The sequence below is a fragment of the Citrifermentans bremense R1 genome, assembly GCF_000426865.1.
In the GTDB taxonomy this organism is placed as follows: Bacteria; Desulfobacterota; Desulfuromonadia; order Geobacterales; family Geobacteraceae; genus Geomonas; species Geomonas bremensis.
Window position 1 is genome coordinate 128,911 of the sequence record NZ_AUGE01000002.1, and the last position, 13,157, is coordinate 142,067.

At 59.5% G+C, this 13,157-nt stretch carries 13 protein-coding genes and 1 riboswitch; of the genes, 3 read left to right on the forward strand and 10 right to left on the reverse strand.

The genetic code is table 11. From position 1 onward, the window contains the following. Window positions 1-63: 63 nt before the first annotated feature. The 9 genes from K419_RS0102950 to K419_RS0102990 form a co-directional block, all read right to left on the reverse strand. Entirely contained in the window at window positions 64-699 is a 636-nt protein-coding gene (locus K419_RS0102950) for a cation transporter (RefSeq protein WP_026840259.1), read from the reverse strand. Next, window positions 696-1,124, reverse strand: coding sequence for an arsenate reductase ArsC (locus tag K419_RS0102955; RefSeq protein WP_026840260.1), 429 nt, complete (start codon window positions 1,122-1,124; stop codon window positions 696-698). The genes K419_RS0102950 and K419_RS0102955 overlap by 4 nt, the downstream gene beginning before the upstream one ends. A gap of 12 nt (window positions 1,125-1,136) precedes the next feature. Next, window positions 1,137-2,192 (reverse strand): ACR3 family arsenite efflux transporter, encoded by a 1,056-nt coding sequence (arsB, locus tag K419_RS0102960; protein ID WP_026840261.1) that lies wholly within the window; start codon window positions 2,190-2,192, stop codon window positions 1,137-1,139. Between the two features lie 60 nt (window positions 2,193-2,252). Beyond that, window positions 2,253-2,591, reverse strand: coding sequence for an ArsR/SmtB family transcription factor (locus K419_RS0102965; RefSeq protein WP_026840262.1), 339 nt, complete (start codon window positions 2,589-2,591; stop codon window positions 2,253-2,255). 189 nt (window positions 2,592-2,780) lie between these two features. After that, a complete protein-coding gene (locus K419_RS0102970; RefSeq protein ID WP_026840263.1) occupies window positions 2,781-3,083 on the reverse strand; it encodes a hypothetical protein in 303 nt (100 codons plus the stop codon). Between the two features lie 242 nt (window positions 3,084-3,325). Continuing rightward, a complete protein-coding gene (gene cysN / locus K419_RS0102975) occupies window positions 3,326-4,981 on the reverse strand; it encodes a sulfate adenylyltransferase subunit CysN (protein WP_026840264.1) in 1,656 nt (551 codons plus the stop codon). After that, a complete protein-coding gene (gene cysD / locus K419_RS0102980) occupies window positions 4,981-5,886 on the reverse strand; it encodes a sulfate adenylyltransferase subunit CysD (RefSeq protein ID WP_026840265.1) in 906 nt (301 codons plus the stop codon). The genes cysN and cysD overlap by 1 nt, the downstream gene beginning before the upstream one ends. Window positions 5,887-5,959: 73 nt before the next feature. Further along, a complete protein-coding gene (locus K419_RS0102985) occupies window positions 5,960-6,652 on the reverse strand; it encodes a phosphoadenylyl-sulfate reductase (protein WP_026840266.1) in 693 nt (230 codons plus the stop codon). A 380-nt stretch (window positions 6,653-7,032) separates the two neighbouring features. Then, window positions 7,033-8,382 (reverse strand): MATE family efflux transporter, encoded by a 1,350-nt coding sequence (locus K419_RS0102990; RefSeq protein WP_026840267.1) that lies wholly within the window; start codon window positions 8,380-8,382, stop codon window positions 7,033-7,035. Window positions 8,383-8,564: 182 nt separating this feature from the next. Between K419_RS0102990 and K419_RS21495 the strand changes: the two genes are divergently transcribed. Continuing rightward, window positions 8,565-9,944, forward strand: a complete 1,380-nt coding sequence (locus tag K419_RS21495) for a rhodanese-like domain-containing protein (RefSeq protein ID WP_084154095.1) — start codon at window positions 8,565-8,567, stop codon at window positions 9,942-9,944. A 65-nt stretch (window positions 9,945-10,009) separates the two neighbouring features. Here the strand turns inward: K419_RS21495 and K419_RS0103000 are convergent, their stop codons facing one another. Further along, window positions 10,010-10,318: a hypothetical protein gene (locus K419_RS0103000; RefSeq protein WP_026840268.1), complete on the reverse strand. Its 309-nt coding sequence runs from the start codon at window positions 10,316-10,318 to the stop codon at window positions 10,010-10,012. A gap of 108 nt (window positions 10,319-10,426) precedes the next feature. Then, window positions 10,427-10,504, reverse strand: a riboswitch (cyclic di-GMP riboswitch). A gap of 206 nt (window positions 10,505-10,710) precedes the next feature. Between K419_RS0103000 and K419_RS0103005 the strand changes: the two genes are divergently transcribed. Both K419_RS0103005 and K419_RS0103010 read left to right on the forward strand, forming a co-directional pair. Further along, window positions 10,711-11,172 carry a MarR family winged helix-turn-helix transcriptional regulator gene (locus K419_RS0103005; RefSeq protein WP_026840269.1) on the forward strand — a complete coding sequence of 154 codons (462 nt, stop codon included), beginning with the start codon at window positions 10,711-10,713 and terminating at the stop codon, window positions 11,170-11,172. After that, complete coding sequence (locus K419_RS0103010) at window positions 11,169-13,091, forward strand: FUSC family protein (protein ID WP_226377613.1); 1,923 nt, start codon at window positions 11,169-11,171, stop codon at window positions 13,089-13,091. Before K419_RS0103005 ends, K419_RS0103010 begins: the two co-directional genes overlap by 4 nt. The last annotated feature ends 66 nt before the right edge of the window (window positions 13,092-13,157 follow it).

The window sequence follows — 13,157 nt, forward strand, 5'->3', positions numbered from 1 at the left end:
CGGCAACTAAGGGAAGTGCTGCTACAGCATGGCGCGGCAGAATCAGATCAACTGAAGGATGAACTATGGGCTGCAACTGCAACCGCAGGAACATGACATCCCCTTGGCCTTGCCAAAAGCCTCCCTTCCTTCCTTGAAACTCAGGTACGCGATGAGCATGGCTCCAATGGCATCCAGGCTTCCGACACCGGTCAGCTCATATCCTGCACTGGAGACCAACAAAGCCAGGGAGAAGTAAAGGCAGGCGCGGGAACAGGCCGCGTCGGCCAGAATTGCGGGGGAATTGAGGGCTTTACCTACGGCCGTCTTCTGGCGGATGAGGTACCACATGAAAGAGACGGAGACCAGGGAGACGACGACGCCCCCAAAGGTGGTATCCGGCTTATGGTGCTGGTAGAGGTTGAGGAAAGCGGTAGCCACGAGCCCTGCCGTCAGCAGATAGAAGGAGACGCCGGTGATCTTCAGGGCGCGCTGCTCGAACTCGTCGCGGCTCTCCCCGCCATTCGCCCTGATCCGCTGCAGCATGTGCCAGACACCGACCGCGGATATCACCTCTATGAAGGAGTCGGCCCCGAAGCCGAACAGCGCCAGCGTCTCGTCGGCTGCCCCTATCCACATGGATACGAGACCTTCTAGGACGTTGTAGAAAATAGTGAACAGGGCGAGATAGCTCGCGCGCTTGTAGCCGGATGATCTCATACCGTGACACTCCAGGTTTTAACCTTTTCTTTGATGGCGTCCCTTATGCTGCGGATCGCGGACAGTTTTTCCTCGTCTGTCCCCTGCAGCACAGAGGGATCCGGGAAGCCCCAATGAAGCCTCAGCGCCTGCCCCGGGAAAAGCGGGCAGCGCTCGGCACTGGTTTCGTCGCAAACGGTGATGACGTAATCGAAAAGCTCACCGCTGTCGATGAAATCGGAAACCTGCTTGGTCTTGTTGCCTGAGATGTCGATGCCGACCTCCTTCAAGGCCCGGACCACGAGAGGGTTGAGCTTGCCCGATTCGATCCCCGCGCTTTGCACCTCGAACCGTACCCCGCCCGCCTGTTTCAGAAACGCCTCGCCCATCTGGCTTCTGGCGCTGTTATGTATGCAGACGAACAAGACTCTTATCTTAGGTTTCATAAACTGACTCCTTCAAATGCTGGATGCCGAAAAGTAGCGGCGCTGGAACCAGAACGCCACGTTTACCAGGGCTATCATGACCGGCACTTCCACCAAAGGGCCGATCACCGCGGCAAAAGCGGCGCCGGAATTGAGTCCGAAAACGGCGACGGCGACGGCGATGGCCAGCTCGAAGTTGTTGCTTGCAGCGGTGAAGGCAAGGGTCGTGGTCTTACTGTAGTCGGCCCCTAGCTTTTTCCCCATCCAGAAGGAAACGAAGAACATGGCGACGAAATAGATGAGCAGCGGGATCGCGATACGGGCAACGTCGAGAGGGAGCTGCACGATAAGGTTCCCCTTCAGGCTGAACATCACGACGATGGTGAAGAGAAGCGCTATCAGCGTGATCGGGCCGACCCTGGGTACGAACTCCCGGTGGTAGCGCTCCTTCCCCATCACCTTGACGCCGACCAGGCGCGTGATGGCACCGGCCAGAAACGGGACGCCCAGATAGATGAAGACACTCTTGGCGATCTGCCCTATGCCGACTTCCACGATGCTGCCCGACAGGCCGACCAGAGGCGGGAGAACCGTGATGAAGAACCAGGCATAGACGCTGTAGAAGAGGACCTGGAAGATGCTGTTGAAGGCAACCAACCCCGCGGCGTACTCGGTGTTTCCCTTTGCCAGATCGTTCCAGACGATGACCATGGCGATGCACCTGGCCAACCCTATCATGATGAGTCCCACCATGTACTCAGGCTTGTCGGGAAGAAAGATGACAGCCAGGATGAACATCAGGACCGGGCCTATCAGCCAGTTTTGAACCAGCGAAAGCCCGAGAACCCGTTTGTTGTGGAAGACCTCCGGCATATCCTCGTACTTCACCTTGGCGAAGGGAGGGTACATCATGAGAATGAGGCCGGCGGCAATAGGGATGTTGGTGGTCCCTACCTGGAAGCTGTTGATGAAACTTTCAACTCCCGGAAACAAGTACCCCGCTCCCACCCCTGCAAACATAGCGAGGAAGATCCAAAGGGTAAGATAGCGGTCGAGAAACGACAGTCTCCTGGAAACTTCGCCGGACATACATCCTCCTTTCAGACAGTTCTTTACATCCGAATGAGCGGATGCCTGGCAGCAAAAAAATCAGGCGCAGTTGGCGCCCTTGGTAAAAGAGGAGATCTTCTTCAGGTCCGCAGCGACGGCAGGCAGCTCGGTCAGCAGTTGCTTCAACACACCGGCAAGCTGTGTCTTCATGAGATCGTCGGTCGATAGGGCATAGACGATCCAGACCCCTTCCCTGCGGTCGGTGACCCATCCGGCGTTCTTTAGGTAGGCAAGATGCCTGGAAACCGTCGATTGCGGCAGTTGCAGGGTGGCGGTGATGTCGCAAACGCAAAGCTCCCCGGAACAAAGAAGCAGCGCCACGATACGGAGGCGGGTCTCATCGGCGAGAGCCTTGAAGGACTGTACGGTCGTTTTCATGGGCGCGATTATATCCGGATGAGCGGATACGTCAAGAGTTATTTTACTGCTCAACCCTGCCACTTTGACAGGCAGCCAGGCGACTGCCGCACAACCTCTATCCTGCTTCCCTCCCCTGGCCTGCGAGACAGAGACTAAAAAAGGGTCGAGACATGAAGCCTCGGCCCTTTTCACCGCCCTCTTACTCACTCACTCTGATACAGGCGGTGCCCATTCGATTCTGGGAAGAGAGTTTTTGGTCGCTGGTTGCTCCTTTTTCGCGCCCTGCTCTTCACTCCCGGGCTTACCGGTCAGCAACCCCTTTACCTTTCCGAAGAGAGAATCTGCGTTCCGGTCAAGCCTCATGTCCTTCACCTGTTCAATCGGCTCATCAAGGGTGATTGTTTGGGTCTTGCCTGAACTGTAGCTGATGATCATTTGGTCGGCATAGGCAGAACCTGAGACAATAGAAAGAGCTACGGCGAGATGCGCGCCCAACATCTTTACCTTCACTTGCCACCTCACATTTACTATCTGAGTTGTATAAGCTCTTGGCCTCCGCCGTCAATCCCTGCTGCGAGGCAGTTGGAATAATGGCACAGCCACTATTTATGTCAAGCCTGTGCCAGTTACCTGTCGTACTGAGCCATCGACAGTAACTTCCAAGCAGGCCGATGAGAGCAGATGACAAGGCAAGCCCCTCGTCCCCAGCCCCGCATTTGCCCAGCCCCGCATTTGCCCAGCCCCGGTTTCGCCTAAATGCCGATCCCGTCATCCCCGCAGTTCTTTTGGGGGTTGTTGCTCCTCTTGAAAAGCAGCACGCTTATCCCTTCCGGCGTCCGGTCGAACTCGAAGGCAAGGCAGTTCTCGTAGGCTACAAACGCCACCGGCTCCAACTGCCCCAGATCGCGCAGCCTGAAAAGGAGCCGGTTCCCTTTCTCAAGGTGCTCCAGGGTCGCCCGAGGTACGTCGATTACGAAAGCGCCCTTCTCTTCTCTCAGGTCGACAAGGTTCAGGTTGTTAGCTGCCAGTTCGCCGAGGCTGATGCGCCGCACCCATGAGCTTCCCGTTCCGGCCCCGCCCTCGGTCAACTCGGCGGCATCCTGCGGGAGAGCCTCGACCACCATGCCGGCGGCGACCGTGGCGTTGGTGAAACGATCGATAAGGATGAAGCTGCCGGTATCCCTGTTCTCGCGGTACGGGTCAAAGGAGACCGGGCGGTCGAGTTCCAGCCGCGCCAGACCGATCTCGTTCAGCCCCAGCGTCGCCACCTGCTTCTGCTCCAGGGTGTTGACGTCGGTCGCGTAGTGGACCGCGGTCACCCTGCCGGGAGTGACGCCGGTGGCGGTTTTCACCAGGTACAGCTGTCCGGGCTGCAGCGGCTCGTCGTGAAGCCATACGAGTTGCGCCTCGGGATGCCTGGTGTAAAGCGGCGGCGCTTCGGCGCGGGTCAGCATATCCCCGCGACTGATGTCGATCTCGTCTTCCAAAGTGAGCGTCACGGCCTGGCCGGCGACGGCCTCCTCCAGGTCGCCGTTCATGGTGACGATCCTGCAGACCTTGCTGACCAGCCCCGAAGAAGCGACCCGGATCTCGTCGCCGGGACGTATGACGCCGGAAGCGACTGTGCCGCAGAACCCGCGGAAATCGAGGTTGGGACGGTTCACCCACTGCACCGGCAGCCGGAAGGCCTGGTCGGCGCGGTCGTCCTCGACCTGCACCGTCTCCAGGAAGTGCAGCAGCGGCGGCCCCTGGTACCAGGGGGTGTTGGCGCTCTTCTCGATGATGTTGTCGCCGTTCAAAGCCGAGATCGGGAGCGCGGTGATGGAGCTAAAGCCGAGCGGAGCGGCGAATTCCCGGTAATCCTTCTCGATGGCAGCGAACTTCTCGGCGTCGAAATCGATCAGGTCCATCTTATTGATGGCCAAGACGATGTGCCGGATCCCCACCAGCGACACCAGGTAGCTGTGGCGCCGGGTCTGGGTCAAAAGCCCCTTGCGGGCGTCCACCAGGATCACCGCCACCTTGGCGGTGGAGGCGCCGGTTACCATGTTGCGGGTGTACTGCTCATGGCCCGGGGTGTCGGCGACGATGAACTTGCGGCGGTCGGTGGAGAAGAAGCGATAGGCGACGTCGATGGTTATCCCCTGCTCCCGCTCGGCCTGCAACCCGTCCAGAAGCAGAGCATAGTCGATGGCGCCCCCCTGGGTCCCCACCTTCTTGCTGTCCGCCTCAAGCGCTGCCAGCTGGTCCTCGAACACCATCTTCGAGTCCCATAAGAGACGCCCGATAAGGGTGCTTTTGCCGTCATCAACGCTGCCGCAGGTGATGAAACGGAGCAGGGATTTCTCCTCCTGACTCTTCAGGTAGGCGAGGATGTCTTTCTCGATCAGTTCCGATTGATGTGCCATTAGAAGTACCCCTCCTGTTTCTTCTTCTCCATGGAGCCGGCCTGGTCGTGGTCGATCAGCCTCCCCTGGCGCTCGGAGGTGCGGGTAAGGAGCATTTCCTGGATGATCTCGGGAAGAGTGTCGGCCTCGGATTCGACTGCGCCGGTAAGGGGGTAACATCCCAGGGTGCGGAAGCGGACCGATTTGTGCTCCACCTTCTCGCCGGGCTTAAGTTCCAGCCGGTCGTCGTCCACCATGATCAGCATGCCGTCGCGCTCAACCACGGGCCTGACGGCGGCGTAGTAAAGCGGAACGATCGGGATCTGCTCCAGGTGGATGTACTGCCAGATGTCGAGTTCGGTCCAGTTGGAGAGCGGGAAAACCCGGATGCTCTCGCCCGGCTTGATGCGGGTGTTATAGAGGCTCCAGAGCTCCGGGCGCTGGTTCTTCGGGTCCCAGCGGTGGTTCGCGCTGCGGAAGGAGAAGATACGCTCCTTGGCGCGCGACTTCTCCTCGTCGCGGCGGGCGCCTCCGAAGGCAGCGTCGAACTTGTAGTGGTCGAGCGCCTGCTTCAACCCTTCGGTCTTCATCACGTCGGTGTAAAGCGCGGAGCCGTGGGTGAAGGGACTCACCCCCCTCTTGACGCCGTCCTCGTTCACGTGCACCAGGAGCTCCATGCCGGACTCCTTGGCCATCCGGCCGCGGAACTCGATCATTTCGCGGAACTTCCAGGTGGTGTCGACGTGCAGCAAGGGAAACGGCGGCGGAGCAGGATAAAAGGCCTTGCGGGCAAGATGGAGCATGACGGCCGAGTCCTTGCCGATGGAGTACAGCATCACCGGGTTGTCGAATTCGGCTACCACCTCACGGATGATGTGGATGCTTTCCGCTTCGAGTTGCTGCAGATGGGTCAATTGTCTGGTCATATGAGTTCCCATGGTAAAGCTGTGTAACGGCTGCCCAATGCTGCCACCGGGCAATCCCCCTGTCGTTAGCTTCCTATCTTCTGTGCAACCCGCACTCTTTGTGCTCCGGGTTCTCCCACCACCAGCGGCCGGCCCGAGCGTCCTCCCCCGGCTGCACGGCGCGCGTGCAGGGGGCGCAGCCGATGGAGCGGTACCCCTCTTTCAGAAGTCGGTTCTGCGGCAGGCGCTGCTGCTGCACGTACGCGAGAAGCTCTTGCTCGTTCCAGTCCAGCAGCGGGTTCAGCTTGAGGATGCCCCCGTTCAAATGGTCGAGCTCGATCGATTTCAGGTCGATGCGGGTCACGTTGTGCTCCCTGCGCATCCCGGTGATCCAGCCGGAGAGCCCCTGAAGGGCCCGCCCCAGCGGTTCCACCTTCCTGATGTGGCAGCACTCGTGGCGGTTATCGAGCGATTCCCTGAACGAGAAAAGCCCTTTTTCCCTTTCCAGTTTTTCGACCGCTTCATGCCGCGGGAAGTACCAGTCGATGGAGATGCCGAAGCGCTGCGAGATGGCGTCGGCAACCTCGTAAGTCTCTTCGTTGAGCCTTCCGGTATCCAGCGCGAAGACGCCGATCTCCAGGCCGGCAGCTTTGGCCAGATCGATGATGGCGACGTCTTCCAACGAAAAGGAGCACGCCAGTTTAACCGGGCCTTCAGCGGCTTCCAAGCCGAGTCGAAGAATATCCTGCGGGGATGCGTTCGAGGGGACTTCAGGAACAGATTTCATAGCGGCTTCCTTTGCAAGGTCGTTACAGGAGCGGCACTCGCCACACTCATTAATTTTGTTGTCCACCTTGTACAATATATAACCAAAGCAGTCAAGAAAAATTTACGGCATTGTCCCGCGGCGCGGTGGAGTTTTTCGAAAAAATGTTTCCTGGAGTATGTGAGCGTTCTGGTTAGAACGTATAACTTGGCATTCTGACGAAGTTTTTCCGGAAAGAGAGCATAAGGTTCCTCCTAAGCGAAAGAGCTTCGGGAAGGTCAGGCCGGGCAGATATTTAACACTAAAACCGGTGTGAATTGCGGCGACATACGTGCTGCAGAGGCAACAGTGTACTACTGCGTGAAACTAAACAATGGTTATACGGGCAAACCCAGCTGCGGCTAAGCTGGAAGCTCCGGTTCGTGCAGAATGCGGGTCCGCCTCCAGGCGCCGAAACGAAAACGCAGCGACCAGATGATCGCGGTGACGAATACGAAGAAGGTAGCCAGGGTCCACTCGGCGACCAGCCCCGGCATGATGCGGTCGATGAGCCACAAGAAAACCAGGAATACGGCAGATGAGTAGAGGAAGGTACGGGCGATCCAGCGGGTGTCTCCCGCCGAGGCCAGCACGCAGCCGATCATGACGTTGGCGGCATCGAAGAGGCAGTAGAAGGCGACGAACTTCATGATCAGGGAGCCAGCGGCAACGATGCGCGCGGCGTCTCCCCCAGCCCCTGCAAAGACCGACATGAGTGGTGCCGACGCCGTGGCAAAGAGGATAGCCATAGCGAGCATCCATACCTCGCAGATCAAAAGCGATTGCCACGCGATGGCCGGGACCTGATCGTCTTCCCCTCCCCCGCGAGCATGGCCCACCAGAATTCCCGCGGCCTGTCCTAGCCCCAGCGCCGGGAAAAAAGCCAGCCCGTTGATACGGAAAGCGATGCTGGAGGCGGCAAGTTCCACCGTGCCCAGGCGGCCAATCGCCACGAGGAAAAGGGTCCACGCGGTGAGTTCGCCGCTGATCCTGAGTCCCATCGGGGTCGCCAGCGCGAGGAAACGGCGCCACTCCGCCCAGTCCAGCCGCCGGGCCATCCGGTCGGAGAACCCACCGCCTATGGCGAAGATGCCCAGGTAAAGCGCGGCGGAAACTCCTTGGGCGCTAACGGTGGCAACCGCGGCGCCGGCAATCCCCATCCGGGGGAAGCCCCACGCACCAAGTACCAGCCCCCAGGCCAGAAGCGCATTCACAATCAGGGAGATGAAGGTCACCGCCGTTACCAAAGCGGGGCGCCCTATGCCCGAGAGCCACCCCCCAAGTGCGGAGCCCAGAACCGGGAACAGGGACCCGGCCATGCAGAGCAGGAAGTAAACCTGCTCGTCGCGTGCTACCTGCGCTTCGTGCCCCGCCAGCAGGAAAAGCTGCGCCAGCGGCCAGGCAATGGCAAGGGCCAGGATACCGGAGGCGAGCGAGGTATGGATGCCGAGCCAGGCGGACCTGCGGACCCCGCGGGCATCGCCTCGCCCGTGGTTGTGGGCGACGAAGGTTCCAGCGTAACCGGCGGTCCCGAAGAGAAAGCCCTGGAACAGGATGACGGCGAGACCGGACGGGCCGATCGCCGCCACAGCCTCGCTGGAGTGCCGCGCCAGGATCAGGGCGTCGATAATCTGCATCAAGGTTATGGTGGAAGTGGAGAGGATCATGGGGCCTGCCAGTTTCAGCAGGCGCCGGATATGGTTATGTCTCATAGCGGCCAATGTACCTCATGAGGTGAAGCACTGTCGAGCACTAAGGCTGTTCGCTACCAGCATGCCGATTTCCATAGATAAAGATTTTGCGTTGCCATCAAGACGCAATTCAGATAAATTCCCCCAATATGCTAAAGAAAGGTAGGCGACAGACTCACACACCAAAGGAGGAAATGACAAGTATGGACAGTGGGGTTATGAGGAAATCGCTGGCCGCTGTGTCACTGGCGGCGCTGACTATGACACCGGCGCTGTGGGGAGCAGAACAGGCGCCGCCCGCAAAGCAGAAGGACGTGAAGTCCTGTTCGGTCTGCCACAAGCCTGTGGACGGGCAGATGCGCGCCTTCTTCGACCAGGTCGCGCTTAAGTCCGACAGCATCCAGCTGAAGCTCGACAATTCCTTCGAGGTGGTGAAATTCGACGTAGACGCGCTCAAGGTCATCAACGGTTCCGATCCCGGCAACGTAAAAAAATCGCTGAAAGGGATCAAGAAGGGGCACGAAGTCAGGGTGGCCTACACAGTGGGAAGCGACGGGATGAAGAACATCTCGGAGATCTCCATTAAACCGGCTATGAAGGTGCCGGCGCAAAAGCAGGTTAAGGTCGAAGAGTTGGAAAAATTGCTCTCGGGAAAGACGAAATACACCCTGGTAGACGCCCGTCCGCCCGTCAAGTTCCAGGAAGGGTCAATTCCGACTGCCATAAACATCCCGCTGCCGGCGTTCCAGAAGAACCTAGACAAACTTCCGAAGGACAAGGGGGAACTGCTGGTCTACTTCTGCGCCGGAGTCACGTGAGCGCTCAGTCCCTCTTCCGCCCGTGAGGCGGAAAAAGCCGGTTACACCAACGTAAAGATCTTCCACGACGGGATGCCCGAGTGGAACAAGAGAAACTTCACCGTCCTGAGCGCGCAGGCCCTCAAGGAAGGATGGCTGGACAAAGAACTCTCCTTCGTCCTTGTCGACCTGCGTTCCGAAAAAGAAGCGAAGGGTGGCCATATCAGGGGGGCGGTCAACCTTACCGCCTCCGAAATCATCCAAGCGCTCAAGCCGTTCAAGGAACAGAAGCCTCCTATCGTGCTGTACGACGCGAAGGGGGACGGCAGCGCCGAGAAGGTCGCCATGACACTGGTGCAAGCTGGCTTCCCCGGACCGCGGGTGCTCTCCGGCGGGTTTGCGGCCTGGCAGGGGGCGAAGCTTTCCGTGGAGGCAGGCGCGCCGGCTGCCAAGGTTGCTTATGTCCCCAAGCCCAAGGCGGGCGCCATATCGGCAGCAGAATTCCAGGCTCTGGCCAAGGCAATCCCTGCAAACGTGGTGATAGTCGACGTCCGGGGTGATGACGAGGTGGACAAAGGGATGATCAAGGGGGCAAAAAACGTCCCTGCCGACGAAGTCGCTTCGCGCCTGGCGGAGATACCCAAGGACAAGGAGCTGGTGCTGCATTGCACAACCGGCGCCCGCGCCGAGATGGCGTACAACATACTGAAGGAGAAGGGGTACAAAGCTCGGTTCCTGGATGCGGATATCACCGTCGCCAGTGACGGCGGATTCCAGATCAAGTAGCCGTTTTCAGTGCAAAGTAAAAACGCCCCGACGGCATTCGTCGGGGCGTTTTTTTGTCCGCAGCGTCACTCTGCGTCGATCGCCGATTTCCACCCCTGCGGGTTTTGCTGTATCGCCAGGAGCAGGATGGGATCGAGCTTGAAGTTCTTGTAGATGTAGTGGCTGGTCACTTCCTCAGCCTCCTCCTTGCGTTGCCCGAACTGGTCCGGGGGGGAGCAGCGGTACTCGATGAAGGAAAGTGTTGCCGGGTTGAAAAGGAGAGTTGCAGACCACCCGCTTCGGCGGGAGCTGTGCCCGACAGCTATGTCGATCGCAGAGTCGAGTTTCAGCACTTTCGCTTCGCCATTCATTGCAGTGTAACAGCATGTCCTCATAGGCCCGACCTCCTGGATTATTGTCGCCAACATCCTGAATATGGTCCGCAGCGGCGCTGAAACAGCAAAAGCCTGCCATAATGAAATGGCAGGCTTCTGACTAGCCACTTCGACAACCCCTCTTTCCAGAATGCTGGACAGGTGGCTTTGCGTCCCCAGGTTACCCTGGGTTTGCCTTTTCGTGTGTGTAAACAGAGTGTGTTGATACTGTTACGATAACTGGCAGCGATTGTCAATGAGATTATTTATTCATTTTAAGACAGCCACTCTTCATTTTGGTACTCACTCAACTAACTCCAGCAAATCAAGCACATATCTCCTGTGCCCCCCCCCCTCAAGCACCATCAAAAAATAGGTAGTATTAAAATAGATAGTATGCTATCTATTGTGATATGAGTTATTCAAAAAACATTATCGACAAGAACAATCTCCTTTTCCACATCGGCTTACTCACCCGGCACTGGCGCAAAGTCCTGGATGTGGAATTCCAGAACTGCGGCTTGACCGAGGCGACCTGGCGGCCGCTTTTGCACCTAAGTCACCTGGGCGACGGCATTCGCCAGAAGGATCTCGCGGCCTCGGTCGGGATCGAGGGGCCATCCATGGTCCGCCTCGTAGAGACCCTCATCGCGAAGGGGTTGGTGGACAGGGCCGAGGACAGCACCGACCGCCGGGCGAAACTGCTCTCGCTGACCGACAAGGGGCATTCCATGGTCGCGCGCATAAGGGAGACCGTGCTGTTTCGCGAGGAGCAACTGCTGAATATCTTTACCGAGGATGAGGTGGAGCAACTGGCCGGTTTCATGGAAAGGCTCGAGTCGGCAGTGGCAGATGCCAGACGGAAAGGAAAATGATGCAGTGGCCTAGAATGCTCCCTGCTCTCAGAGCAACCGCAGCCGCACTCGCCGCGCTGGTAGTCGCCCATCTGCTCCGCCTGGAGAACCCCTACTGGGCCGCCATGACCGCGCTGATAGTCGTCCAGCCCACGAGGACGCTTTTGTTCGAGAAGAGCTATTACCGCCTGGTCGGCACCGCCATAGGTTCCGCAGCCGCCTGGCTATTGCTGCTCCAGACCACCTCCCCGCTCGCCCTTACCGCCGCCCTCTCCATCTGGATCGCCGCCTGTGTCGGCGTCGGCAACCTGCTCCACGGCCTGCGCTCGTATGCCGCATTGATGGCCGCCTGCACCTGCGCCGTAATCGCCATGAGCGGCTATCAAAACCCCGGCCACTTGGGCGGCATGGCCTTCGGCCGGGTCGCCTGCATCGTCGTCGGCATCCTCGTCACCACCTGCGTCACCGCCCTTTTCACTCCGAGCCACCGCATGGACGAGTTGGGCGACCGGCTCAATAAAGTCGCCGCAGATGCGGTGCGCTGGCTGGCACAGCTCGCAGAAGGCGCCGGCAAGCAGGCTGGCACCGACTTGGAACAGGAGATCCTCTGCGAGGCAGCTGAAATAGAGGCGCTCCTGGATGCCGGCGGGATAAGCTCCTCTTTCAGAAGCCACAGGCGGAACGCCAGAAACGTGCTCGGCGCCCTCCTTTCCATGCTGGCCGCGGGGAGGCTCGACGCGGAATCGCCGGAGAGACTGCAACTGCTGCAGCGCGCAGCTTCAGGGTGGAGCGAAGCTTTGACCCGGCGGCTTCAGGAACTGGCGGCCGGGCTGGAACGCGACCCGGGGCCTGAATGGTGCGCTAAGGCGAAAGCCCTGGCAGCCGAGACGACGCTCCACCTCCCACTGCTGGGGCGGGCACTGTACCATCTAACCGGTACCCTGGAGGTCGTGCTGGCCAGCCATGCAGACGACGGCGCCAACGAGGCGACTTTGCACCTGATCCGCCACCGTGACTGGCAACAGGCAGGGCGCGCCGCCTTTCGCGGCGGAATCGTCATCGCCGCCGTCGGTCTCGTCTGGTCGCTGACCGGATGGAGCAAAGGTCCGCTCATGCTCATGGCGCTCTCCATCATGATCAGCATCTTTTCCAGCAAGGAGCACCCCGCCAGGTTCGTCGGCCTTATCTTCATAGGGGCGGCGACCGGGTCTACGCTCGCCGTATTCTGCCGGCTGGTGCTGCTCCACGGGGTCGGCGACTTCGCCGTCACCGCCGCCGTCATCGCCCCTTTCATACTTCTGGGCGCCTACGCCATGCAGCATCGCCGTACCGTGATACCCGCGACGGACGCCACCCTCTTCTTCATCTTCGTGATCCAGCCGGGGGTATCGGTCACGATCGCCTCGGCCGACCTTGCCATCGGAGCCGTCGCCATGGTCCTTGGGGTAGCCGCGGCCTGGATAGGGTACACCTTCCTCGTCCCCGTCAATCCGGCCCTGCGCATGCGCTCCCTCTTGGCCGCCATGGCAAAAGACATCGCACGGATGTCGACGCAGGCAAACCGCGGTTCTCGGGTACGCATCCGCGGCAAATTGCAGCATCGGGTGATACGGCTGGTGGCATTGGCCAGAAGCTTCGATATCACCCCTGCAGCCGTGGCATCGGGAGCAATCGCCGTCCTTGCGCTTACCGCCACCATCGAGCGGTTGCGCGAGAAACTGGAGTACGAAGAGCTATCCCCGGAGTCCGCGCGGCAGCTGCGGGAGACGCTGGACCGGATCGCCTGCATGGCACAAACCCCTGCCCTGGAAAGCCGCCTGCTTCAGGGGTGGGCAGATGACCTTTCGGCTGTCCTGAAACCCTTGCCCCCCACAGAGGAAAGAGTTGAGGCAGCAGACGAAGGGGCTGCCATGAGCGCCGTGATGGTGCCGGCTTCCTGACATAGCAAAGATGAACATCGAACCTGGGGGCGGACAGCGAGCCGCGTGAAGGTAGACAACGAAAAA